The sequence below is a fragment of the Bacillus sp. FSL W8-0770 genome (genome assembly GCF_038008705.1).
Lineage (GTDB): Bacteria > Bacillota > Bacilli > Bacillales > Bacillaceae_G > Bacillus_A > Bacillus_A cereus.
Genome location: NZ_JBBOZR010000001.1, coordinates 4,374,856 through 4,397,443, shown reverse-complemented (window position 1 = coordinate 4,397,443; position 22,588 = coordinate 4,374,856). Strand labels below are relative to the sequence as shown.

Genomic DNA, 22,588 nt, shown 5'->3' with positions numbered 1-22,588 from the left:
ATGAAAGGGTGAGACGGAATATGGAGACTGTGAACTTAATAGAATTAACAAAGGACATTCAAGATCAACATAAAAACTTCGTCGTTTCAAATGTAAATAGTCATTGCTTACGAATCGCTGTATTTACTGGCGAATATGATTGGCATTATCATTCTAATTCGGATGAATTATTCATTGTGCTAGAGGGAGAATTACTTATCGATTTTGAAGATGGAGAAACAGCAGTTTTAAAGCCGAATGATTCTATTTTAATTCCAGCGTGTACGATTCATAGAACGAGAGCATTAAAGAGAACAGTAAATCTTTGTTTCGAAAATATAGAAGCTGATACGATTAAAGTGGAGCAGTTATGAAAAAATTATCTGTAGCCGAGTATAGAAAAATCATTCCGATTTTGGAAAGTAATACAAGAACGACGACATTTGCTTATGCGGTATGTGACCAAATGATAGATGGTGAGATTTTTGCCAACGAGAAGTTAACAGCAGGATTAATTCGTACAGTTAACGGTATCTATTATTTATTTGGTCATACGGATGATCAAAATTATAATGAAGATTTATTGATGTATTTAAAAATGGCTATTGAAAAAACAGAGAAGAGATTTACACTATTCGCTTCAAGTGAAGAGTGGGAAATGATGATTGAAGGGCGTTTTAGTAATGTACTTCGGAATATGCCACGAATGAAATTCCAAAGAGAAATCTTTGAAGAGCGAACACAAGATGCAAATAAAAATACATATGAAGTGAAGCGTATTGATAAAAGTGATATAGAACGAAGCAGTGAATTTACAGAGAAGTATTATAAAGAATATTGGGGATCAAAAGAACTATTTTTGAACGGTGGTTTCGGATTTTGTATAGAACAAGGTGGGATGATTATAGCTGAATGCGTCTCAATATTTAGAGGGAATAGTTTTGCTGAAATCGATATTGCTACGCATAAAGCATATCAAGGGAAAGGATTAGCTCAAGCTGTTGCGACACGGTTCGTTGAGCATTGCATGCAAAATGATATTACACCGTGCTGGGATTGTTATGTAGACAATATTCCTTCGCAAAAACTAGCTAGTAAATTAAGTTTTCATAATCCGATAGAATATAGATTGTTTGTACGTAAGAAAACGGGGGAATAAAAATGAATGTGGAATTAACGAGATTCAAAGTGAAACAAGGTAAAAGTCATCGTGTAGATGAATGGATGCAGCTTCTTAATGACAATATGAAAGAAGTCCTTTTGACATTAAACGACGAAAAGATGTACGTTGAGACAATTTTCCGGGAAATAAGAGATGGAGAAGAATACTTATATTGGTATTCTGCGCAAGGAGAAGGCGGGGCTCTTGTCGAAAATTCTCATCATGAAATTGATAAAAAGCACTTGGAATTTTGGCATGAATGTATTGATGAAGAAGCACCATCTGTTGATATGAAAACGGAAGTTGTTATGATTCAAGATGTTGTGAGGGAAGCGATGGAATAATAGAGTAATATTTTGTGAACAAAAAACAGTCTTATTTTTTTGCTGAAATATATATTATTGGAGATGCTATAGGATGAGAATTAGTAATAAATATATCACTCTCGATGAAATAGAGATAATAAGAGAATCCTTAAATAAATTGCATGAATATCATAATAATAAATCAAAATATTTTTCTGGCGATTACCCCAGAATGACATTTGAGGAACGTATTGAAAATTATAAAAAGAACTCAAAGTACGGAGAATATAGAATTGAATTATTGATTGAGTCAGAAACAGATAATATATTAGGATTTTGTATAGCGTATAGTAAAAGCGTAAGCGGAAAGATTGAAGTTTTATTTGTTGATGAAAAATACCGAAGAAACGGATTTGGTTTGAAATTAATGAATAGTGCAGTGGAATGGTTTAAAGTGAAAAAGATAGATGAAATTGAATTAACAGTAGTGTATGGAAATGAAGCTGTATCATTTTATGAAAAGCTGGGATTTTATCCTCGTTCAATTATTATGGCAACTAAGTCATAACGATAGTATGGGGAGAGATGAGTGGGAGTTTTTGTTTCAAAAAATGATTCATATTTTACTAAATTATATGTGAAGAGCACATCAAAATAAATGTGCTTTTTATTATAGAAAAATTTATAAAAGCTGTATTTGGATATCTTTAAGTGAAAATAAAGAGGGATATCGAGAATATTTTAGGATAAACTATAAAGTGAAACTTTAATCAGTGGTGAGGGCATCCCCCACTGATTATCAGCCCTCACCAATCGGGCTTTTACGAGCAGTCCGCCCCCCACCTAACTTCTTTGCTTCCGCTGAATTTTGATGTGGGGTCTTACTGCCTGTTAATGCGGGATAAAGAAATAAAAAACACCAAACCAAAAGACTTACCAATATACGGTGTAGTCGTAACAGGAAAACAGAGGGTTTACAAATTTTACAAGGAACACCGTATATTAAGGCTGCTGTAAGAGGTGTAACAGTTGAGAAATATTGATTACAAGTAATTAATGTGAATAATCAGAAAATTTATGTTATAATATGGGAAAAGGAGGTTTATATGAGGCAAATACATGGAGCAATTTATATTTACATAACAATGTTTTTCGTGGCGATATCCTATGGATTGGGGCACGTGTATTCGCATCCTATACTAACTTTTTTAAGCGGAGCATGTATGGCGTTTGCGCTTCTTGTCCACCTTTTCTCAGTTTGGATCGTGAAATTTCAATTAAATATTAGTGAAATAGAAGAAGGCACTTTTTGAGTGGCCTTCTTTTTTTAATAATATTTAAAGGAAGAAATAGACAATAAATAAGTGCTTTTGAATGGAGGGGCATGATGAAGAGAGCATTATTCTTTTTCATTAGTATTTTCTTTTTAGGAAGCTGTTCCATTTCGTATATTACTTTTTCTAGCGAGAGCAAAAGTTGGACGGGACAATATAAAGGCCATATTAAGGATGATAGTGAAGATGGAATGTTTACATTTCAGTATAAGGGCGGAGATGGGAATACAGAATTTAAGAATTTAGAGATTGCTATTAATGGAGCCTTTAGTACAATGACACAAACGTCAGAAGTTCATAGAGGAGCAAAGGTTGAAATGAAGTCTTCTTGTGTAAGTTGCGCGCCTATCTCTAAAGATGAACCAATAGAGATTGTGATGAAATGGGATGATAAGTATGAGGAGAAGATGGTGCTAAATTTGAAATAGTAGAGAAATAAAAAAGGCAGCAATCAAGCTGCCTTTTTTATTATTTTACAAATTGTAACTCTTTCGGGAACTTCGTTAAAATTTCTGATCCGTCTTTTGTGATGTAAATATCATCTTCAATACGAACGCCACCTACGTTTGGTACGTAAATACCTGGCTCGATTGTGAAGACCATACCTTCTTTTAATGGAGACTCGTTGCCAGCTTTTACATCTGGATATTCGTGTACGCTAATTCCAAGTCCGTGACCAAGGCGGTGGGGGAAGAAGTCACCGTAACCTGCATCTGCGATAACAGAACGAGCAGCGTTGTCGATTGCGCCAAGTGTAACACCCGGTTTACATGCTTCAACTGCTTGTAGTTGTCCAGCAAGTACAGTGTTGTAAATGCGAGTTTGCTCTTCAGAAATCTCACCGAATGCTACTGTACGTGTAATATCAGAGCAATAACCATCAATGATTACGCCTAAATCAAATAGTACGAAATCGCCGCGTTTCATTTTGTTTGCGCCAGGAATACCGTGTGGAAGAGCAGAGTTCGCACCTGCTAATACCATCGTATCAAATGACATTTTATGTATGCCTTTTGTTTTTAATTCGTGTTCAATAATTGCTAATACTTCTAGCTCGCTGCGGTTTTCTTTAATTGCATTTACACCAACTTCAACAGCATAGTCCGCCATTTTAGCTGCTTCGCGTAAAATAGAAAGTTCTTTTTCATCTTTAATTAAACGAAGTTCGCGAACTTTCTCCTCAGCTGATTTGAAAGCTGCATTTGGGAATAATTTCGTTAATTCTTCGTAGCGCTCTACGTTTAAATGTTCTTTTTCAATTGCAACTGCATTTGCATTGATGCCGCGGTCTTTAATTGCTTTTGCAATCATATCCCATGGTCTGTCAGTATCAGTAAATCCGATAATTTCATGTGCCCAGCCAGCGTTACGTGCTTGGCCTTCTTCCATTTTAGGGCAAATTAAAATAGGTTCTTTTTCTTGGAATACAAACATACCAAGAAGTCTTTCGTGTGGTTCACAGTGGAAGTTTGTCATGTAGAAGACGTTCGGTGTAGAAGTTAAGAACGCAGCTTCTACGTTTTTTTCTTTTAGCCATTGCATTAAATTTTCTAATCTAGCATTCATCGATTGGCACCCCCGAGATATTTAATTACAAATATAACTTTAACTCGGAAGAAAGCGTTATGACAAGTAAATAGATGTTAGAAAAGACAGGGGATTGAAAAATCATGTAGAATAAAAAGTGAGAATGTGAATAGGGGAGGAATGTAATAATGAAAGTATCTTATCATGGACATTCAGTTGTGAAAATTGAGGCGAATGAAAAAGTTATTTTAATTGACCCGTTTTTAACAGGTAATCCGAAAACAGATTTAAAAGCTGAAGATGTAAAAGTGGATGCAATCCTTTTATCGCATGGACACGGTGATCATGTTGGAGATACAGTAGAACTTGCGAAGAAAAATAATGCAGTTGTTGTAGCGCCATTTGAACTAGCAACATTTTTAAGTTGGCAAGGTGTAAATACACACCCGATGCATATTGGTGGTTCACATGAATTTGACTTCGGAAAAGTGAAGTTTACACAAGCATTCCACGGCTCTAGTTATATTGATGAAGCAAATAAGACGATTACATATACAGGTATGCCAGCAGGTATTTTATTTACAGCAGAAGAGAAAACTGTATACCACGCAGGAGATACTGCACTATTCTCTGATATGAAGTTAATTGGGGAATTAAATAAAGTTGATCTAGCATTTTTACCAATTGGTGATAATTTCACAATGGGACCAGAAGATGCTGTACTAGCGGCAAAATGGATTAATGCGAAAACTGTTGTACCGATGCATTATAATACGTTCCCAGTTATTGAACAAGATCCATATCAATTTGTAGAAAAGCTACAAAATTGTACAGGGAAAGTATTAGAAGCTGGAGAAAGTATTACACTATAGAAAAGAAACCCTTCATTTGAAAAAGAAAAGTGAAGGGTTTTTTATGTGTGTAGGACAGCTTTTAATGCTTGTATTTGTTTTGGTGATTCTTTTCTTTTGGTACGTGGTTGTTCAGGTGTTTCATTCAATTCCATTGCAACTTTTTTCCCATCTACGAAAGCTAAAAATACAGCACCTACAACCTCTAAAAATTTTTTCATCATGTGTTCGCTCCTTTGTTTTATTTCTTGTCTTAATTGTATAAGTAATTAAGTGTACGAACTATCGAATGAGATGACAATAGCATTACATTGTTGTAATAGAATGAATGGTGGAATGCAAGAGACATTTTGTTATAAAAAAAATAGTACAGGTATGCAAAGAGAGAGTGTAACAGTTTTGAAAATATAGTATACTAAAAGTACAACACATGAAGAATTTAGGGAAAAGAAAGTATGGTGAAACCATTTGGCTACCAAGCATAACCAAATTTTAGAACATATTAATAGCCTGCCAGTAGGCCATAAAATTTCTGTAAGACAAATCGCGAAAGATTTGAGTGTAAGTGAAGGGACAGCTTACCGTGCAATTAAAGATGCAGAAAATAAAGGATATGTTAGTACAATTGAACGTGTCGGAACAATTCGAATTGAACAGAAGAAGAAAGAAAATATCGAAAAACTGACATATGCAGAAGTCGTTAACATTGTCGATGGTCAAGTACTTGGGGGCAGAGAAGGACTACATAAAACATTAAATAAATTCGTAATCGGAGCTATGAAATTAGAAGCGATGATGCGCTATACAGAAGCTGGAAATTTACTCATTATTGGTAACCGTACGAATGCACATCAATTAGCATTAGAAACTGGAGCCGCTGTATTAATTACGGGCGGATTTGATACGGAAGATCATGTGAAGAAATTAGCAGACGAATTAAAGCTGCCGATTATTTCAAGTAGCTACGATACATTTACGGTCGCAACGTTAATTAATCGTGCGATTTACGATCAGCTTATTAAGAAAGAAATTGTACTCGTTGAAGATATTTTAACGCCAATTGAAGAAACGTTATATTTAAAGCCGAGTGATACAGTACAGCAATGGCATGCATATAACGAAGAGACGATGCATGGAAGATATCCAATTGTCGATGAAAGTAACAAAGTGCTAGGAATCGTAACTTCAAAAGATATGATCGGAGTAGCGAAAGAAACACCAATTGATAAAGTAATGACAAAGCACCCAATTACAGTGAACGGTAAAATGTCTGTCGCAGCTGCGGCACGTATGATGGTGTGGGAAGGAATTGAATTACTTCCTGTCGTTGAGGAAGGAAACAAACTGCAAGGTATTATTAGCCGTCAAGATGTACTTCAGGCACTGCAAATGATTCAACGTCAGCCACAAGTTGGAGAAACCATTGATGATATTGTAACGAATCAATTTATGACACCAAAAGAAGCGAAGAATGAGCATCTATATCAATTTTCGGTGACGCCGCAAATGACGAACTCAATCGGGACGTTATCGTACGGTGTATTTGCAACAATTGTGACAGAAGCGACAAATCGCGTCATTCGTGCGCAAAAGAAAAGCGATTTAATTGTTGAAAACTTAACGATTTATTTCGTAAAGCCGGTTCAAATTGACAATGTTGTATCTGTTCATCCGAAAGTATTAGAAATTGGGCGTAAATTTGGTAAGGTCGATGTAGAGGTGCATCATGAAGGTAATGTTGTTGGAAAGGCATTACTTATGGTGCAGTTAATCGATAAATAAAAAGATGGAACAAATCGTTTTGATTTGTTCCATCTTTTTTTGTTGTTTTAAATTTGAAAGGCATGATTTTAGATGGGAGTTTTAGTGAAATATGTATGGAGTGGAGTGGAGTGGAAAAGTAACGTAACGTAAGAAAAGACAGAATAGTAATTCAATTTGGTTGTATATTGTGTTATGATTATATTGTAAGAAAATGGATTTCTGAAAGGTGGTATGCATTATGTCGTCAGCCGTACTCTTTTTTGGTAGTATCGCACTATTTTACTTTCTTGTAATGATACCGATCCAATATTTATATTTACAAGGTTTACATGAAAAAAAGGAAAAGACAGGATTATCTCAGCGAGAGCTATATGAAAAAATGTCTTTTGGAGAAGAACAACTACATTTTCATGTACAAGGTAACCCATTTAATATACCATCTGCGTTTGTTGCATATATGATTTTGAAAGTTAAGGGACGTAAAAAAGCATCACAATATTGATGCTTTTTTATGTTGCTTCATAGACTTCGGCTTCTTTAACTGCTAATGGCAAGAAATGTTTGTATTGGCGAAACCCGTTAAATACACTTGCACTACCAAATAGAACGAATAAAACACCAACGATAATACGAGCGGTTGAAAGTTCTAAAAAGAATTGGTTTATCCCGAAAAATAAAACGAATGAACCGAGTGCCATTGCGGATTTTCCTGAGAGCCAACCTTTCTCCATTGGGCGGTTTGTACGAAAGTATTTTGTTTTGTAAAAGAGGTACAACATAAATGAGACGATAATACAGAAGACTAATACTGGCATAATGAACACTCCCATCGCTTTGTGAAAAATAATAGAAAAGAAAAAGAAATATCTAAACTTTCTAACTTTTATTATAAAGCAATTGTTCGCATGTATGAAATACTTTCCGTTATAATGGAGGATAAAGTGAAGAAGTTGATTAAAAAGGAGATTATACATATGCATGAGCAAATTTTAGAAGCAATTAAAGAGTTTGATACAATTATTATTCATCGCCACGTGCGTCCGGATCCAGATGCGTTAGGTTCACAGGGTGGTCTTGGTACAATTCTACAAGAATCGTTTCCAGAGAAAAATATTTATACGGTTGGGTACAATGAACCGTCACTAGCATACTTACGAGTAATGGATGATATTGAAGATAGTGTATACGAAAATGCGCTTGTTATTGTTTGTGATACTGCGAATCAAGAACGTGTTGACGATCAACGCTATACAAAAGGGAAGATGTTAATTAAAATTGATCATCATCCAAATGAAGATCCATATGGAGATATTACGTGGGTAGATACGACAGCGAGTTCTACAAGTGAGATGATTTATGAGTTTTATAACTATGGAAAAGATAAAGGATTAAAAATAACAAAAGAAGCAGCTCGCCTTATTTTAGCAGGAATTGTTGGAGATACAGGTCGTTTCTTATTCCCAAATACGACAGCAAAAACACTTCGTTACGTAAGTGAGCTTGTTGATATGGGTGTGAAATTCACAGATTTATACAATGAAATGTATAAGACAAAAGAAAAAATTGCTCGTTTAAACGGTTATATTTTACAAAACTTTACGATGGTAGAAGAAGGAGCAGCTTACATTAAATTAACGAAAGAAGTATTAGAAGAGTTTGATGTACTTCCTTCTGAAGCATCTGGTGTTGTTGGAGCGCTTGGCAATATTGATGGATTAAAGGCGTGGGTTCTATTTTTAGAGGAAGACGACGTAATTCGTGTTCGTCTTCGTTCAAAAGGACCAGTTATAAACAAATTAGCAATGCAATATAACGGCGGGGGGCATCCGATGGCTTCTGGTGCGAAGGCATTTTCTTGGGAAGAAGCGGATCGTCTTTTTGCTGATTTACGTGAGATTTGTAAATAAGAGACTATATGTTAGAACGAAAAGAAGGAGCGGCGCTAAAGCCCTCCTTCTTTATTTTTCTTTCTCTATAGTAATGCTAATTTCAAGCACTGTATCAAAAGATATTGTATCGACTTTAAAACGGTATAGCCGATCGTAATGTTTGTACGTTTTATTTTCGATTACCTTTTTAAGTAGGTCTTTATTTTTTGCGATACTTTGAATGTTTTTCGTTAAAAGATGTTGGAGATCATTATGGATAGATGTAGTCATATTTTCGAGTGTGAGATTGTCTAAATCGTATTTTTCTCGATTGATAAGTTTTATTTTAATCTCTTGAATGGTTAAGAGCCGTTTATTTTCAGTGTTCAATTTTTCTTGATCTTCGAGAAGGACGTGGAGCTTTGCTTCTTGTTTTTCTATAATTTCTCTTTGTTCTGCTATTTTACTAGCTTGTTCTTCTTGAAAAACACCGTATATGTACAAAAAAATAAACCAGCTCAAAACGCCTCCAACAGCAGCCCCAGCTAATACTAAGTACCATCTTTTTGCTGTATTAGCACTTGGTACTCTCATACATGTTCCTGCGTTAGCCATTTAATAATAATGAGACCTGTTTGCATACCACCAGTTGCGAAAAAAATAAGGAGAATTTGTTTTACGATATCTTTCATATCTCCGCCAAAGAAACTTCTTTCAAAGCTATAAAAGGTATCGAATGTTCCGCCGATTGCTGCAACGAGTGCCCAAATTCTTAAATTTTGGGCGAATTGATTAATGTAAGTTAGAGCTGGTTTTCCAATAAGAAACGCACCAAATCCACCAATTAATGAACCGCCAAGTATAACCCCAAAGGCAATAAAATAACTAATAATAAGCAGAGAGAAAAAAGTATGTTCTCTTACATCCATCGTCATTCCCCTTTCTTCTTCATATATATGGACAAAGTATAAGAAGTATGTTTTGATTTCCGCTTTCCTCATCACCTATAATAAAAGTAGTCAAATAGGTAAAGAGAGGGTACAACAGTGAAGTTTGTGCATTTACAATGTCAAACCGTTTTTAGTTTATTAAAAAGTGCTTGTAAAATTGATGAGCTTGTAGTCAGGGCGAAAGAACTTGGTTTTTCATCGCTAGCTATTACGGATGAAAATGTTATGTATGGTGTTATTCCGTTTTATAAAGCATGTAAGAAACATGGTATACAGCCTGTTATTGGATTAACCGCTTCTATTTTTAGTGAAGAAGAAGAAAGGTCTTATCCGCTTGTATTACTTGCTGAGAATGAAATAGGCTACCAAAATTTATTAAAGATTTCTAGCAGTATTATGACAAAGTCCAAAGAAGGTATTCCTAAGAAGTGGCTTGCGCATTATGCGAAAGGATTAATTGCTATTTCACCAGGTAAAGATGGCGAAATTGAGCAATTATTACTAGAGGACAATGAGAGTCAGGCTGAAGAAGTAGCTCGCACGTATCAAAATATGTTCGGCCATTTTTATATGAGTTTGCAGCATCATGCGATTCAAGATGAGTTGCTTTTACAAGAGAAACTACCTGAATTTATTAGTAGGGTTAATATGCCAGTCGTTGCAACAAACGATGTGCGCTATATCAATCAAAGTGACGCGCTTGTTCACGAATGTTTACTATCTGTTGAAAGTGGAACGAAAATGACTGATCCAGATAGGCCGAGGCTGAAAACAGATCAGTATTATTTAAAGTCATCGGATGAAATGGAAGCACTATTTTCCCATGCGCCGGAAGCAATCCAAAATACAATAAAAATTGCAGAGCGTTGCCAAGTAGAAATACCGTTCCATGTAAATCAACTTCCGAAGTTTCCTGTTCCGTCTAATGAAACGAGTGATATATACTTGCGTCGTGTTTGTGAAGAAGGTTTGCGGAAACGATATGGTGAACCGAAAGAAGTGCATATAAAGCGTTTGAATCATGAATTAAATGTTATTTCTCGTATGGGATTTAGTGATTATTTCCTCATCGTATGGGATTTTATGAAGTATGCACATGAAAATCATATTCTAACAGGACCAGGTCGTGGATCGGCAGCTGGTTCACTCGTTTCATACGTATTAGAAATTACAGATATTGATCCAATTGAATACGATCTATTATTTGAAAGGTTTTTAAATCCTGAACGTGTGACGCTTCCCGATATTGATATTGATTTTCCAGACGTAAGACGTGATGAGATGATTCGCTATGTGAAAGATAAATACGGTCAGCTCCGTGTTGCGCAAATTGTAACATTTGGTACGCTTGCAGCAAAAGCGGCAATTAGAGACATTGCCCGCGTAATGGGGCTTCCGCCGCGAGATATTGATATATTTTCAAAACTTATCCCATCAAAGCTTGGTATAACGTTAAAAGATGCATATGAAGAATCACAATCACTTCGTGAGTTTATACAAGGGAATCTTCTGCATGAGCGTGTGTTTGAAATCGCAAAACGTGTAGAAGGTTTACCACGTCATACGTCTATTCATGCGGCTGGTGTTATTATGAGTCAAGAACCGCTAACAGGCAGTGTAGCAATTCAAGAAGGACATAACGATGTTTATGTTACGCAATATCCAGCCGATGCGCTAGAAGAACTTGGGTTGCTTAAGATGGACTTTTTAGGATTACGTAATTTAACGTTACTTGAAAATATTATAAAATTTATCGCGAACAAAACAGGGAAAGAAATCGATATAAGAAACTTACCTCTTCAAGATGAAAAGACATTCCAATTATTAGGGAGAGGGGATACAACAGGTGTATTCCAGCTTGAGTCAGGTGGTATGCGAAATGTACTTCGCGGGTTAAAACCGAATGAGTTTGAAGATATCGTAGCTGTTAACTCGTTATACAGACCAGGACCGATGGAACAGATACCGACTTTTATTGAATCGAAACATGGAAAAAGAAAAATCGAATATTTACATCCGGATTTAAAGTCAATTTTAGAAAGAACATACGGCGTCATTGTATACCAAGAACAAATTATGCAAATTGCATCGAAGTTAGCTGGGTTTTCGCTTGGAGAAGCAGATTTACTGCGCCGTGCGGTGAGTAAAAAAAATCGTGATATTTTAGATCAGGAACGTAAGCATTTTGTCCAAGGATGTTTGCAAAATGGTTATGATGAGACGTCTGCTGAAAAAATTTATGATTTAATTGTAAGATTTGCGAATTACGGTTTTAACCGAAGTCACGCTGTAGCTTACAGTATGATTGGATATCAGCTTGCCTATTTGAAAGCGAACTATACGCTGGAATTTATGACGGCATTATTATCAAGTGCAATTGGAAATGAAGATAAGATTGTACAGTATATACGAGAAACGAACCGGAAAGGTTTTCACGTTTTGCCGCCGTCTCTTCAGAGAAGTGGTTATAACTTCCAAATAGAAGGGAATGCGATACGTTACAGTTTACTTTCGATCCGAAATATTGGAATGGCTACAGTGACGGCATTATTAGAAGAACGAGAGAAAAAAATGTTCGAAGATTTATTTGAATTTTGTCTCCGTATGCCGTCAAAGTTCGTAACGGAGCGTAATTTAGAAGCTTTCGTCTGGTCGGGATGTTTTGATGATTTTGGTGTTTCGAGAACGAATTTATGGAAAAGTATTAAAGGGGCGTTAGAGTACGCGAATCTCGCACGTGATTTAGGAGATGCTGTTCCAAAATCAAAATATGTACAAGGAGAAGAGCTATCTTTTATTGAACAACTAAATAAAGAGAAGGAAGTACTTGGCTTTTATTTATCAAGTTATCCGACAGCGCAATATGTGAAGTTAGCAAAAGAATTAGAAATTCCATCTCTCGCTCAGGCGATGCGACACAAGAAAAAAGTACAAAGAGCTATTGTGTATATAACAAGTGTTAGAGTGATTCGTACGAAAAAGTTTCAAAAGATGGCATTTATTACATTCTGTGATCAAAATGATGAAATGGAAGCGGTCCTCTTCCCGGAAACGTATATACATTTCTCGGATAAGTTGCAAGAAGGAGCAATTGTTTTAGTTGACGGTACGATTGAGCTAAGAAATCATAAGCTGCAATGGATTGTAAATGGACTATATCCGCTAGAGGAAATGGATGTTTATGAAGAAAAGAAAGACGCATCTGTTTACGTGAAATTGCCATCTCAGTATGAGAAAAAGCTTTTAAATCGGGTTACGAAAATATTGTTCGACTATTCAGGTTTTGCGAAAGTACTAATTTATTATGAAAAGGAACATAAAATGGTACAATTATCTCGGAGTTTATCGATTCATCCAAGTGAAGAATGTTTAGGAGCACTTCGTGAAATTGTCGGGGAAGAAAATGTAGTTGTGAAAATATAATGGACAATTTCCCTACACTTCGATTATTATAGTAGTAGTGTTCGTGGTCAGACCACTTGGAGAAATTGATATCAGCAAGAATAATTTGAGGAGAGTGGATAGTTTGTCAACACTTCGTGAAGAAGCACTTCACATGCATAAAGTGCATCAAGGAAAATTAGAAACTGTATCAAAAGTAAAAGTAGAAAATGCAAAAGATTTAAGTCTTGCATATTCTCCAGGGGTTGCAGAACCTTGTAAAGAAATTTATGACGATAAAAGTAAGGTATATGAATATACGATGAAGGGAAATATGGTAGCAGTTGTGACAGATGGAACAGCTGTACTTGGTCTTGGTAACATTGGACCTGAAGCATCTCTTCCAGTAATGGAAGGTAAAGCTGTATTATTCAAGAGCTTTGCTGGTGTAGATGCATTCCCAATTGCCTTAAATACAAACGATGTAGATAAAATTGTTGAAACTGTAAAATTAATGGAGCCAACTTTTGGCGGCGTTAACTTAGAAGATATCGCAGCACCAAACTGCTTCATTATTGAAGAGCGTTTGAAAAAAGAAACAAATATTCCTATCTTCCATGATGATCAACACGGAACAGCTATCGTAACAGTAGCAGGTCTTGTAAATGCACTGAAATTAGTTGGAAAGAAAATGTCTGACATTAAAGTTGTCGCAAATGGCGCAGGTGCAGCAGGTATTGCAATTATTAAACTTTTATATCGCTATGGTGTACGCGACATTATTATGTGTGACCGTAAAGGCGCAATCTATGATGGTCGTCCTACAGGTATGAATCCGGTGAAGGATGAAGTTGCAAAATATACAAATAAGAATCGTATAGAAGGTTCTTTAGCTGATGTTGTACAAGGTGCGGACGTATTCATTGGTGTATCTGCAGAAGGTGCATTAACAGAAGAGATGGTTCGTACAATGAATGACAATGCGATTATTTTTGCAATGGCGAATCCAGTTCCAGAAATTATGCCAGAATTGGCAAAAGCAGCGGGCGCAGCTGTTGTTGGAACAGGTCGTTCTGACTTCCCGAACCAAGTAAATAATGTATTGGCGTTCCCTGGTATTTTCCGCGGTGCACTTGACGTACATGCGACACAAATTAACGAAGAAATGAAGATGGCAGCTGTACAGGCTATTGCTGAGCTTGTAGCAGAAGATGAGTTAAATGCAGACTATATCATTCCGGCACCATTTGACGCGCGTGTAGCGCCTCAAGTAGCGGCTTACGTTGCAAAAGCAGCAATGGAGACAGGAGTAGCTCGCCGTCAAGTAGATCCAAATGAGATCGCTGAAAAAACAAAACAATTAGCGCTGATTGGTAAAGAATAAGCGAGGAATTTCCATTGACATCATCAAATACAAAAGTATATCTCGAAATTGTAAAAAAAATCCGTTCCATTATGGAAGAGGATGGATTGGTGGCGGGGGATCGTTTGCCGTCTGAGCGTGAGTTAAGTTCACGCTTAAACGTAGGACGTTCCTCTGTAAGAGAAGCATTGCGTGCTTTAGAACTGGTAGGATTGATTGAAACGAGACGTGGTGAAGGGACGTTTATTCGAAACTTTTATGATAACGGTCTTGTACAATTAATTGCTCCGTTCTTATTGCAAGATGAGAAAACAATTCGTGATTTATTACAAACGAAACGATTACTTGAGAAAGATATGATTCGAATTGTATGTAATTTACCGAAAGAAACGTTTTCTAAAGTGCTAAGTAAATTACATCAAGTGCTTGAAGGAAACGAAAACTCAATTCCAATGCTTCATCAAACGTTCTTTAAAACACTTATTGAACAAGTCGATAATTATTTACTATATCGCATTTGGATGATCGTAAATGATTACGTATCAACGCTTTCTTGTAAAGTTTCAAGAGATTCTATCGATATGTATAGAAAGCTTTACGCTACTTTGGAAGAAAAACAAGAAAATGATGCACTAAAAATTTACGATGAATTAGTAGAGAATATACAGTTTCACTCGTAATGTATAAAATTTGTCGAAATGACCATGACACGTTATGACAAACATTCTACCGCTTAGCGGTTAAAGTTAAACGTAAAGAGTGAGGTTATTAGACAGATTGAGAAGATAAGGCTAACATCAAACTTTGGTGTTAGCCCCATTTTCTTCTTACGCTAACCTTAGCTCTCAACGAAGGGGGTCAAATTGTGCTAAGAGATTTATTCGTGAAAAAGAAAAAGTACGCTGCAATACCTTCAGAACAAGTACGAAAAGATGTGCCAGATGGCGTTATGACAAAATGTCCGGAATGTAAAAAAATCATGTATACGAAAGAACTTCTAAAAAATTTAAAAGTATGTGTGAATTGTGGATATCATCATCCTATGAATGCATGGGAACGTCTTAATAGTATATTGGACGAAGGGTCATTCCGTGAGTATGACAAAGAAATGGTTTCATTAAATCCACTCGAGTTTCCAGGTTATGAAGAGAAACTAGAGAGCGATCGTAAGAAGACTGAATTGAACGAAGCGGTTGTAACTGGTGAAGGAACAATTGATGACATGCTTGTTGTTGTTGCAGTAATGGATTCTCGTTTTCGAATGGGGAGCATGGGCTCTGTAGTAGGAGAAAAAATCGCCCGTGCGGTTGAAAAGGCGTACGACTTACAAGTTCCATTTATTATCTTTACTGCTTCGGGTGGTGCCCGTATGCAAGAAGGGATATTAAGTTTAATGCAAATGGCAAAAACAAGCGTAGCTTTGAAAAAGCATAGTAATGCAGGAGGATTATTTATTTCTGTTATGACTCACCCAACGACGGGCGGGGTTTCAGCGAGTTTCGCTTCACTTGGTGATTATAATCTTGCAGAACCAGGTGCACTTATCGGATTTGCTGGTAGACGTGTAATTGAACAAACGGTGCGTGAGAAACTACCGGAAGATTTCCAAACGGCAGAATTCTTACTAGATCATGGTCAATTAGATGCGGTGGTGCATCGTGATGATATGAGAGAATCGCTTCGCAAGATTTTAGAAGTTCATCAAGGAGGGGAAATGGCTGTATGGCAGAGCTAGAATTTGAAAAACCAGTTGTTGAGCTAAGAAATAAGATTCGTGAACTGAAAGACTATACGAAAAACAGCCAGATGGACTTCAGTGAGGAGATTCGTATTTTGGAAGAAAAGCTAGAAAATTTAGAGGAAGATATATACGGCAATCTAAAAGTATGGGACCGTGTTCAAATTGCTCGTCATGCAGAACGACCGACAACGCTCGATTATATTGAGCACTTATTTACTGATTTTTTCGAATGTCATGGAGATCGTCTATTTGGCGATGATGCAGCGATTGTCGGCGGCATTGCGAAATATAAAGGGATGCCTGTAACTGTAATTGGGCATCAGCGCGGAAAAGATACGAAAGAAAATATTCGCCGTAACTTTGGAATGCCTCATCCAGAAGGATATCGAAAAGCACTGCGTCTCATGAAACAAGCGGAAAAGTTTAATCGTCCTATTATTTGTTTCATCGATACGAAGGGAGCTTATCCTGGTAAAGCAGCTGAAGAACGTGGACAAAGTGAAGCTATTGCCCGCAACCTATTTGAGATGGCAGGTTTAACGGTACCAGTTATTTGTATCGTTATCGGTGAAGGCGGTAGTGGTGGTGCGCTAGGTCTTGGAGTAGGAGATTACATTCATATGCTAGAAAATTCCACTTATTCTGTTATTACACCAGAGGGTGCAGCGGCAATTCTTTGGAAAGATGCAGGAAAAGCAAAGGAAGCTGCAGAGGCAATGAAAATTACAGCAGCAGATTTGAAAGAATTAGGTGTAATTGACGAAATTATTCCAGAAGCAAGAGGCGGAGCTCACCGTAATATTTTGAAACAGTCAGAAAATATAGACTTAATGATTCGAAAAACTTTTGAACAATTAAACGGAATTTCGAAAGATGAATTAATCGAAAAACGTTATGAAAAATATATGAAAATTGGGCAAGTTTCGTTTTCAAACGCTTCCATTTGGATAAAATAAGAAAAGCGTGCGTTCCACTTCGCGAATGCACGTTTTTATTATGAAAAGACACATCTTCTCCATTGTATTTTTATATTTTTTCGTGTTATTTTATTATAAGGCAAATAATCTTTATGAGGTGAGTACAAATGAAACGTATTGGTGTATTAACAAGTGGTGGAGATTCACCTGGTATGAATGCTGCCATTCGTGCAGTTGTTCGTAAAGCGATTTTCCATGATATTGAAGTATATGGTATTTACCATGGATACGCTGGATTAATTTCTGGTCACATTGAAAAATTAGAACTTGGTTCTGTTGGCGATATTATCCACCGCGGTGGTACGAAATTATATACAGCAAGATGTCCTGAGTTTAAAGATCCAGAAGTACGACTAAAAGGTATCGAGCAATTAAAAAAACACGGTATCGAAGGACTTGTTGTTATTGGTGGAGATGGTTCTTACCAAGGCGCTAAAAAATTAACTGAACAAGGATTCCCATGTGTTGGTGTACCAGGTACAATCGACAATGATATCCCTGGAACAGATTTCACAATTGGTTTCGATACAGCTTTAAACACTGTTATTGATGCAATTGATAAAATTCGTGACACAGCTACATCTCATGAACGTACATATGTTATCGAAGTAATGGGACGTCATGCTGGTGATATCGCATTATGGGCTGGTTTAGCTGATGGTGCGGAAACAATCTTAATTCCAGAAGAAGAGTATGACATGGATGATGTTATCGCTCGTCTGAAGCGTGGTAGTGAACGTGGTAAAAAACACAGTATTATCGTTGTAGCTGAAGGTGTTGGAAGTGCAATTGACATCGGTAAGCACATTGAAGAAGCAACAAACTTTGATACTCGTGTAACTGTATTAGGTCACGTACAACGTGGTGGATCACCAAGTGCACAAGACCGTGTATTAGCAAGTCGTCTTGGCGCAAGAGCAGTTGAATTGTTAATTGCTGGTAAAGGTGGACGTTGTGTAGGTATTCAAGATAACAAACTTGTTGATCATGATATTATCGAAGCGTTAGCTCAAAAGCATACAATCGATAAAGATATGTATCAATTATCTAAAGAATTATCCATCTAATCGGCGTAATGTCAGATATTTGGGAACGGTTTCATAATTTTCGGAGGTGCAATATGCGTAAAACTAAAATTGTATGTACTATAGGTCCTGCTAGTGAAAGTATTGAAAAATTAGAGCAATTAATCGAAGCAGGTATGAACGTTGCTCGTTTAAACTTCTCTCATGGTAGCCATGAAGAGCACGGAGCTCGTATTAAAAACATTCGTGAAGCTTCAAAGAAAACTGGTAAAACAGTTGGTATCTTACTTGATACAAAAGGTCCAGAAATCCGTACTCACGACTTCGTAGACGGACAAGCTGAGCTTGTAACAGGTGCAGAAGTAGTTCTTTCTACTGAGCAAGTATTAGGTACTGCAGAGAAGTTCTCTGTATCTTATGCTGGTCTTTATGACGATGTAGACCCAGGTTCTCGTATTCTAATCGATGACGGTCTTATCGAACTAGAAGTAATCGAAAAAGCTGACGGAAACATCCGTACAAAAGTTCTTAACAGCGGAACTGTAAAAAATAAAAAAGGTGTTAACGTACCAAACGTAAGCATTAAGCTTCCTGGTATCACTGAAAAAGACGTAAAAGATATCATCTTTGGTATCGAGCAAAAAGTTGATTTCATTGCAGCTTCATTCGTACGTAAAGCGTCTGACGTATTAGAAATCCGTGAATTATTAGAAGAGCATAACGCTCAATACATCCAAATCGTACCAAAAATCGAAAACCAAGAAGGTATCGACAACATCGATTCAATCTTAGAAGTTTCTGACGGTTTAATGGTAGCTCGTGGTGACATGGGTGTAGAAATTCCACCAGAAGAAGTACCGTTAGTACAAAAACGTCTAATTAAAAAATGTAACGTGTTAGGTAAACCAGTTATTACTGCAACACAAATGTTAGATTCTATGCAACGTAACCCACGTCCAACTCGTGCGGAAGCAAGTGACGTAGCTAACGCAATCTTCGATGGTACAGATGCAATCATGCTTTCAGGTGAAACAGCTGCTGGACAATACCCAGTAGAAGCGGTAACAATGATGGCTAACATTGCGGTACGTGTTGAAAAATCATTACAATATGAAGATATGTTCAAAAAACGTATTAAAGAGTTCACTCCAACAATTACAGATGCAATTAGCCAATCTGTTGCGCATACAGCACTTGCTCTTGATGTAGCTGCAATCGTAGCTCCAACAGAAAGTGGATATACTGCGAAAATGATCTCTAAATACCGTCCAAAATCTCCAATCGTAGCTGTAACATCTGACGAGCAAGTAGGACGTCGTCTTGCACTTGTTTGGGGTGTACAAGCATTTATGGCTGAGAAGCGCGCAGCTTCAACTGACGAAATGTTAGATACAGCAATTCAAACAGGTATGGATGCAGGTCTAATCGGACTTGGAGATACTGTAGTGATTACTGCGGGTGTTCCAGTTGCTGAAACTGGTACAACAAACTTAATGAAAATCCACGTTGTTGGTGAAGAAATTGCTAAAGGACAAGGAATCGGTCGTAAAGCTGCAAAAGGTAAAGTAGTTGTAGCAAAAACAGCTGCTGAAGCTGTAGCGAACGTAAACGAAGGTGATATCCTTGTTACAACAAGCACTGATAAAGATATGATTCCTGCAATCGAAAAAGCTGCGGCTTTAGTTGTAGAAGAAGGTGGCTTAACAAGCCATGCAGCTGTTGTAGGCGTATCAATCGGTATTCCTGTTATCGTTGGTGTAAACGGCGTAACAGCAACTTTAAAAAATGGCCAAGAAGTAACAGTTGATGCAGCACGCGGAATTGTTTATAATGGACATGCGGAAGTGCTATAAGTAATACGGAGAGAAGGATCGGAGTCCTTCTCTTTTTTTTACACAAAAACGAGATAGAATTAGCTTAAAGCGCCTAGAATTGCTTTTAAAAGCTGTTTGTTATGGGTTTTAATATGAAAGGATATCTATATTTCATATGATGTATATAGGCGTTGTGAGGGTGTTAAAAGTGAGATGTGAGAGAGGTGTAGAACTATGAAGTGGTTGCTATTCTTGTTTATTTTAATACCAGCGATTGAGATTACGGTCTTAATTGGATCGAGTCATGTAATAGGTTTATGGTCTACGTTCGCTATGATTGTATTTACAGGTGTTGTAGGTGTGTATTTGGCGAAAAGACAAGGGTTTAAAGTGCTTGGAGAGATTCAATCTAAGTTGAATAGAGGGGAAATGCCAGGTGAGGCGGTACTAGATGGTATTTTTGTATTTGTAGGAGGTATTCTCTTGGTGCTTCCTGGGTATGTGACAGATGTGCTAGGGTTTATCTGCGTGATCCCTATTACGAGAGCTTTATTGAAGCCGCTTGTTATGAAGTGGATGGAATGGAAATTTAGAAAGAACTCTACTATTATTATTCAGAAATAGCACTTAGATTGTAGAAATCTAAGTGCTATTTTTTGTCTTGTAAGAGGAGAGGAACTTTCTGATTGAAGCTTTGTTTTACCACGCTATTTGTGGGGGGATTTCTATCTTGAAATTGGGCTGCTCGTAAGTGTCTGATGTGGGGCGAATGATGAGCGGGGATGAACAAAACGTCTGCTCATTATATTTGCTATATAATTTTCATTTGAACTCTTGTTGTGCTTCGATTAAACTTGTGATTTTTTAGTGCTATTAATTTAGATGAATAAGATGGAGGGAAACGCTGCTAAATTAAAGTTTTGCTTTCTTATATAAAGGAACGATTGGTGTAAAAAATTCATATAAAAGGCGGAGATTGTTAGTTGAAGTCTTGTTTTATGCTATTTTTGTATATTTATTCATTTGCATAAAAAGTAATAAATGTAAATGATAATTATGAAATAAATAGAATAAATATGTAAAATCACCACGAAATATGCGTTTTTCATGCGAAAAAACAAGAGAATTATCTTTTTTGAGTGCAATTCTCTTGTTTTATGTAATGAGTATGAAAAATAAGTACAAGGAATAATCAGTGGGAAATTCCCACTGATTACATGTAAGTTTTTTGTTGTGTATGAATTAGAAACTATTATTTTGAAGGTGAACCTTTAATATATTTCCACAAGTCATGGAAGACATTAGCTTTGTGTAATGTATTAAGTAGTACTAAGGTGACTGGGCCGATGATTAATCCTAAAAAGCCAAAAAGTTTAAAGCCGACAAATAGAGCGACGAGTGTTGCTAATGGATCGAGACCGATGTTAGATGAAAGTACTTTCGGCTCCATAATTTGTCTTTGGACAATCACGACGATGTATAAAATGAGAAGACCAATGGCGAATGCGGTATCGCCAGTGAAAAATACGTATATAACCCATGGAACGAAGACTGCGCCTGTTCCTAAGTATGGTAGTAAATCTACAACTCCTGTAATAATCGCAATAGTAATGGCGTATGGTACGCGTAATATTAAAAGTCCGATTAGTACAATGACGGTTGTCATAGATACGAGTGTAAGTTGTGCTTTCACAAAACCAAACAAAGCTTTTCTTAAGTCGACAAAAATAGTTTTTCCATAGCCATGTACACGATTCGGTAGCAATTTTCTTGCTTTCTGAGCAAGACGGTGCCAATCGTAACTAATGAAGAAAGTGGCTAATAAAATGAATACAAGGACAGTTAAAGTTGTTGGCAGTGCACTAATGAAATTCGTTAACCCGCTTATAATGGCGGTTAAAAGTTCTTTCATTTGTGTTGTTGCTTCTGTTCCTAAGTTTTGAATGTTTTGTGTAATTGTATAGCGCTGTGGTTCTCCAAGATGATTAAATTTAGAGATTAAATCATCGTAGAGAGGCATAATATGATTAAGTGCAAATTGCTGAGCGAATGTAACGATATCTGGAAACTTTACTGTAACAAGTTGTAGTAAGTATGTTGTGGCAGATATTGCTTCAGTCACAAGATATGTAACAAGTCCAACGATAGCTCCAAATACGAGAATTAAGCTAACGAGTACTGCTAGTGCGCGAGGAAATTGTAGTTTTTGATTAAGGAAATTGACGACAGGATTAATCAAATAAGCAAATGCAAAAGCGATAATAAAAGGATAGATAAGCCCTGACATGTATAGTAATACATAGAATCCAGCTACCGTTGCTACAATGACAAATATGAGTCGCAATATCATATATAGTAAGTTTCGGTTCAAAGATGTATACCTCCCATTCCAATTTGGATTATCCTAATTCGTTCAACTTATAACGAGTGTGCCCCACTGATTAAAGTTTCACTTTACCCCGCTATTTGCGGGCAAGTAAATCTCCTACCCGAAGTGCGGCTGGATCAAAGGAGTTAGCTGGAGATAAACTGCCCGTAAAAGCCCGA

At 36.8% G+C, this 22,588-nt stretch carries 24 protein-coding genes and 1 pseudogene; 19 read left to right on the top strand and 6 right to left on the bottom strand.

Going from position 1 to position 22,588, the window contains the following annotated elements; translation table 11 throughout:
• The first annotated feature begins 20 nt into the window (after positions 1 to 20).
• From NST27_RS22615 to NST27_RS22585, 7 genes and pseudogenes are all read left to right on the top strand, one after another.
• Complete coding sequence (locus NST27_RS22615; protein WP_000450941.1) at positions 21 to 353, top strand: cupin domain-containing protein; 333 nt, start codon at positions 21 to 23, stop codon at positions 351 to 353.
• Positions 350 to 1,138 (top strand): GNAT family N-acetyltransferase, encoded by a 789-nt coding sequence (locus NST27_RS22610; protein ID WP_000736726.1) that lies wholly within the window; start codon positions 350 to 352, stop codon positions 1,136 to 1,138. Before NST27_RS22615 ends, NST27_RS22610 begins: the two co-directional genes overlap by 4 nt.
• A gap of 2 nt (positions 1,139 to 1,140) precedes the next feature.
• Complete coding sequence (locus tag NST27_RS22605) at positions 1,141 to 1,485, top strand: DUF6176 family protein (RefSeq protein WP_001100227.1); 345 nt, start codon at positions 1,141 to 1,143, stop codon at positions 1,483 to 1,485.
• Between the two features lie 73 nt (positions 1,486 to 1,558).
• Complete coding sequence (locus NST27_RS22600) at positions 1,559 to 2,014, top strand: GNAT family N-acetyltransferase (RefSeq protein WP_001222923.1); 456 nt, start codon at positions 1,559 to 1,561, stop codon at positions 2,012 to 2,014.
• 335 nt (positions 2,015 to 2,349) lie between these two features.
• Positions 2,350 to 2,489, top strand: a pseudogene (locus tag NST27_RS22595) (anti sigma factor C-terminal domain-containing protein); the annotation flags it as partial.
• Between the two features lie 63 nt (positions 2,490 to 2,552).
• Entirely contained in the window at positions 2,553 to 2,759 is a 207-nt protein-coding gene (locus NST27_RS22590) for a hypothetical protein (protein ID WP_001248905.1), read from the top strand.
• A gap of 74 nt (positions 2,760 to 2,833) precedes the next feature.
• Positions 2,834 to 3,208 (top strand): hypothetical protein, encoded by a 375-nt coding sequence (locus tag NST27_RS22585; RefSeq protein ID WP_047386949.1) that lies wholly within the window; start codon positions 2,834 to 2,836, stop codon positions 3,206 to 3,208.
• Positions 3,209 to 3,248: 40 nt separating this feature from the next.
• Here the strand turns inward: NST27_RS22585 and pepQ are convergent, their stop codons facing one another.
• Positions 3,249 to 4,346 carry a Xaa-Pro dipeptidase gene (gene pepQ / locus NST27_RS22580; protein WP_000994032.1) on the bottom strand — a complete coding sequence of 366 codons (1,098 nt, stop codon included), beginning with the start codon at positions 4,344 to 4,346 and terminating at the stop codon, positions 3,249 to 3,251.
• 149 nt (positions 4,347 to 4,495) lie between these two features.
• Here pepQ and NST27_RS22575 point away from each other — a divergent pair, with 149 nt between their 5' ends.
• On the top strand, positions 4,496 to 5,179 hold the full coding sequence (locus tag NST27_RS22575; RefSeq protein WP_000868918.1) for a metal-dependent hydrolase: 684 nt from the start codon (positions 4,496 to 4,498) through the stop codon (positions 5,177 to 5,179).
• Between the two features lie 41 nt (positions 5,180 to 5,220).
• Here NST27_RS22575 and NST27_RS22570 read toward each other — a convergent pair whose 3' ends face one another.
• Complete coding sequence (locus NST27_RS22570; protein ID WP_000976017.1) at positions 5,221 to 5,382, bottom strand: hypothetical protein; 162 nt, start codon at positions 5,380 to 5,382, stop codon at positions 5,221 to 5,223.
• A 244-nt stretch (positions 5,383 to 5,626) separates the two neighbouring features.
• On the opposite strand from NST27_RS22570, the gene NST27_RS22565 reads away from it, so the two are divergent.
• Entirely contained in the window at positions 5,627 to 6,940 is a 1,314-nt protein-coding gene (locus NST27_RS22565; RefSeq protein ID WP_000201580.1) for a CBS domain-containing protein, read from the top strand.
• A 220-nt stretch (positions 6,941 to 7,160) separates the two neighbouring features.
• Positions 7,161 to 7,424 (top strand): DUF3949 domain-containing protein, encoded by a 264-nt coding sequence (locus tag NST27_RS22560; protein ID WP_000093045.1) that lies wholly within the window; start codon positions 7,161 to 7,163, stop codon positions 7,422 to 7,424.
• 7 nt (positions 7,425 to 7,431) lie between these two features.
• Here the strand turns inward: NST27_RS22560 and NST27_RS22555 are convergent, their stop codons facing one another.
• Positions 7,432 to 7,737 (bottom strand): YtpI family protein, encoded by a 306-nt coding sequence (locus NST27_RS22555; RefSeq protein WP_001144776.1) that lies wholly within the window; start codon positions 7,735 to 7,737, stop codon positions 7,432 to 7,434.
• Positions 7,738 to 7,896: 159 nt separating this feature from the next.
• On the opposite strand from NST27_RS22555, the gene NST27_RS22550 reads away from it, so the two are divergent.
• Positions 7,897 to 8,829 (top strand): DHH family phosphoesterase, encoded by a 933-nt coding sequence (locus tag NST27_RS22550; RefSeq protein ID WP_047386947.1) that lies wholly within the window; start codon positions 7,897 to 7,899, stop codon positions 8,827 to 8,829.
• A 51-nt stretch (positions 8,830 to 8,880) separates the two neighbouring features.
• Here NST27_RS22550 and ytrI read toward each other — a convergent pair whose 3' ends face one another.
• Together ytrI and NST27_RS22540 are read right to left on the bottom strand one after the other, a co-directional pair.
• Positions 8,881 to 9,384 carry a sporulation membrane protein YtrI gene (gene ytrI / locus NST27_RS22545; protein ID WP_001265736.1) on the bottom strand — a complete coding sequence of 168 codons (504 nt, stop codon included), beginning with the start codon at positions 9,382 to 9,384 and terminating at the stop codon, positions 8,881 to 8,883.
• A complete protein-coding gene (locus NST27_RS22540) occupies positions 9,381 to 9,794 on the bottom strand; it encodes a YtrH family sporulation protein (RefSeq protein WP_002005839.1) in 414 nt (137 codons plus the stop codon). Before NST27_RS22540 ends, ytrI begins: the two co-directional genes overlap by 4 nt.
• Before the next feature lie 42 nt (positions 9,795 to 9,836).
• Here NST27_RS22540 and dnaE point away from each other — a divergent pair, with 42 nt between their 5' ends.
• The 8 genes from dnaE to NST27_RS22500 all read left to right on the top strand — a co-directional run bounded on the left by dnaE (position 9,837) and on the right by NST27_RS22500 (position 20,665).
• Positions 9,837 to 13,163, top strand: a complete 3,327-nt coding sequence (gene dnaE, locus NST27_RS22535) for a DNA polymerase III subunit alpha (protein ID WP_047386944.1) — start codon at positions 9,837 to 9,839, stop codon at positions 13,161 to 13,163.
• Between the two features lie 133 nt (positions 13,164 to 13,296).
• Positions 13,297 to 14,505, top strand: coding sequence for an NAD(P)-dependent malic enzyme (locus NST27_RS22530; protein ID WP_161114790.1), 1,209 nt, complete (start codon positions 13,297 to 13,299; stop codon positions 14,503 to 14,505).
• 14 nt (positions 14,506 to 14,519) lie between these two features.
• Positions 14,520 to 15,164, top strand: coding sequence for a FadR/GntR family transcriptional regulator (locus NST27_RS22525; protein WP_000204439.1), 645 nt, complete (start codon positions 14,520 to 14,522; stop codon positions 15,162 to 15,164).
• 185 nt (positions 15,165 to 15,349) lie between these two features.
• Entirely contained in the window at positions 15,350 to 16,219 is an 870-nt protein-coding gene (gene accD, locus NST27_RS22520) for an acetyl-CoA carboxylase, carboxyltransferase subunit beta (protein ID WP_000942859.1), read from the top strand.
• Complete coding sequence (gene accA, locus NST27_RS22515; RefSeq protein ID WP_000818804.1) at positions 16,207 to 17,181, top strand: acetyl-CoA carboxylase carboxyl transferase subunit alpha; 975 nt, start codon at positions 16,207 to 16,209, stop codon at positions 17,179 to 17,181. The genes accD and accA overlap by 13 nt, the downstream gene beginning before the upstream one ends.
• A gap of 128 nt (positions 17,182 to 17,309) precedes the next feature.
• A complete protein-coding gene (gene pfkA, locus NST27_RS22510) occupies positions 17,310 to 18,269 on the top strand; it encodes a 6-phosphofructokinase (RefSeq protein WP_000821157.1) in 960 nt (319 codons plus the stop codon).
• Between the two features lie 53 nt (positions 18,270 to 18,322).
• Complete coding sequence (pyk, locus tag NST27_RS22505; protein WP_001232673.1) at positions 18,323 to 20,080, top strand: pyruvate kinase; 1,758 nt, start codon at positions 18,323 to 18,325, stop codon at positions 20,078 to 20,080.
• Between the two features lie 195 nt (positions 20,081 to 20,275).
• On the top strand, positions 20,276 to 20,665 hold the full coding sequence (locus NST27_RS22500) for an FxsA family protein (RefSeq protein WP_000871631.1): 390 nt from the start codon (positions 20,276 to 20,278) through the stop codon (positions 20,663 to 20,665).
• A 628-nt stretch (positions 20,666 to 21,293) separates the two neighbouring features.
• On the opposite strand, the gene ytvI is transcribed toward NST27_RS22500, so the two are convergent.
• Positions 21,294 to 22,412: a sporulation integral membrane protein YtvI gene (gene ytvI, locus NST27_RS22495; protein WP_001081388.1), complete on the bottom strand. Its 1,119-nt coding sequence runs from the start codon at positions 22,410 to 22,412 to the stop codon at positions 21,294 to 21,296.
• Positions 22,413 to 22,588 lie beyond the last annotated feature (176 nt).

Bases quoted from the DNA above. Each gene is read 5' to 3' on its own strand.
- NST27_RS22610 (WP_000736726.1), top strand. From the start codon at position 350: ATGAAAAAATTATCTGTAGCCGAGTATAGAAAAATCATTCCGATTTTG.
- NST27_RS22575 (WP_000868918.1), top strand. From the start codon at position 4,496: ATGAAAGTATCTTATCATGGACATTCAGTTGTGAAAATTGAGGCGAAT.
- NST27_RS22530 (WP_161114790.1), top strand. From the start codon at position 13,297: ATGCATAAAGTGCATCAAGGAAAATTAGAAACTGTATCAAAAGTAAAA.
- pepQ (WP_000994032.1), bottom strand. From the start codon at position 4,346: ATGAATGCTAGATTAGAAAATTTAATGCAATGGCTAAAAGAAAAAAAC.
- pfkA (WP_000821157.1), top strand. From the start codon at position 17,310: ATGAAACGTATTGGTGTATTAACAAGTGGTGGAGATTCACCTGGTATG.
- NST27_RS22590 (WP_001248905.1), top strand. From the start codon at position 2,553: ATGAGGCAAATACATGGAGCAATTTATATTTACATAACAATGTTTTTC.
- NST27_RS22615 (WP_000450941.1), top strand. From the start codon at position 21: ATGGAGACTGTGAACTTAATAGAATTAACAAAGGACATTCAAGATCAA.
- NST27_RS22500 (WP_000871631.1), top strand. From the start codon at position 20,276: ATGAAGTGGTTGCTATTCTTGTTTATTTTAATACCAGCGATTGAGATT.
- NST27_RS22555 (WP_001144776.1), bottom strand. From the start codon at position 7,737: ATGCCAGTATTAGTCTTCTGTATTATCGTCTCATTTATGTTGTACCTC.
- accA (WP_000818804.1), top strand. From the start codon at position 16,207: ATGGCAGAGCTAGAATTTGAAAAACCAGTTGTTGAGCTAAGAAATAAG.
- NST27_RS22585 (WP_047386949.1), top strand. From the start codon at position 2,834: ATGAAGAGAGCATTATTCTTTTTCATTAGTATTTTCTTTTTAGGAAGC.
- NST27_RS22560 (WP_000093045.1), top strand. From the start codon at position 7,161: ATGTCGTCAGCCGTACTCTTTTTTGGTAGTATCGCACTATTTTACTTT.
- NST27_RS22600 (WP_001222923.1), top strand. From the start codon at position 1,559: ATGAGAATTAGTAATAAATATATCACTCTCGATGAAATAGAGATAATA.
- NST27_RS22570 (WP_000976017.1), bottom strand. From the start codon at position 5,382: ATGATGAAAAAATTTTTAGAGGTTGTAGGTGCTGTATTTTTAGCTTTC.
- NST27_RS22605 (WP_001100227.1), top strand. From the start codon at position 1,141: ATGAATGTGGAATTAACGAGATTCAAAGTGAAACAAGGTAAAAGTCAT.
- ytrI (WP_001265736.1), bottom strand. From the start codon at position 9,384: ATGAGAGTACCAAGTGCTAATACAGCAAAAAGATGGTACTTAGTATTA.
- pyk (WP_001232673.1), top strand. From the start codon at position 18,323: ATGCGTAAAACTAAAATTGTATGTACTATAGGTCCTGCTAGTGAAAGT.
- NST27_RS22550 (WP_047386947.1), top strand. From the start codon at position 7,897: ATGCATGAGCAAATTTTAGAAGCAATTAAAGAGTTTGATACAATTATT.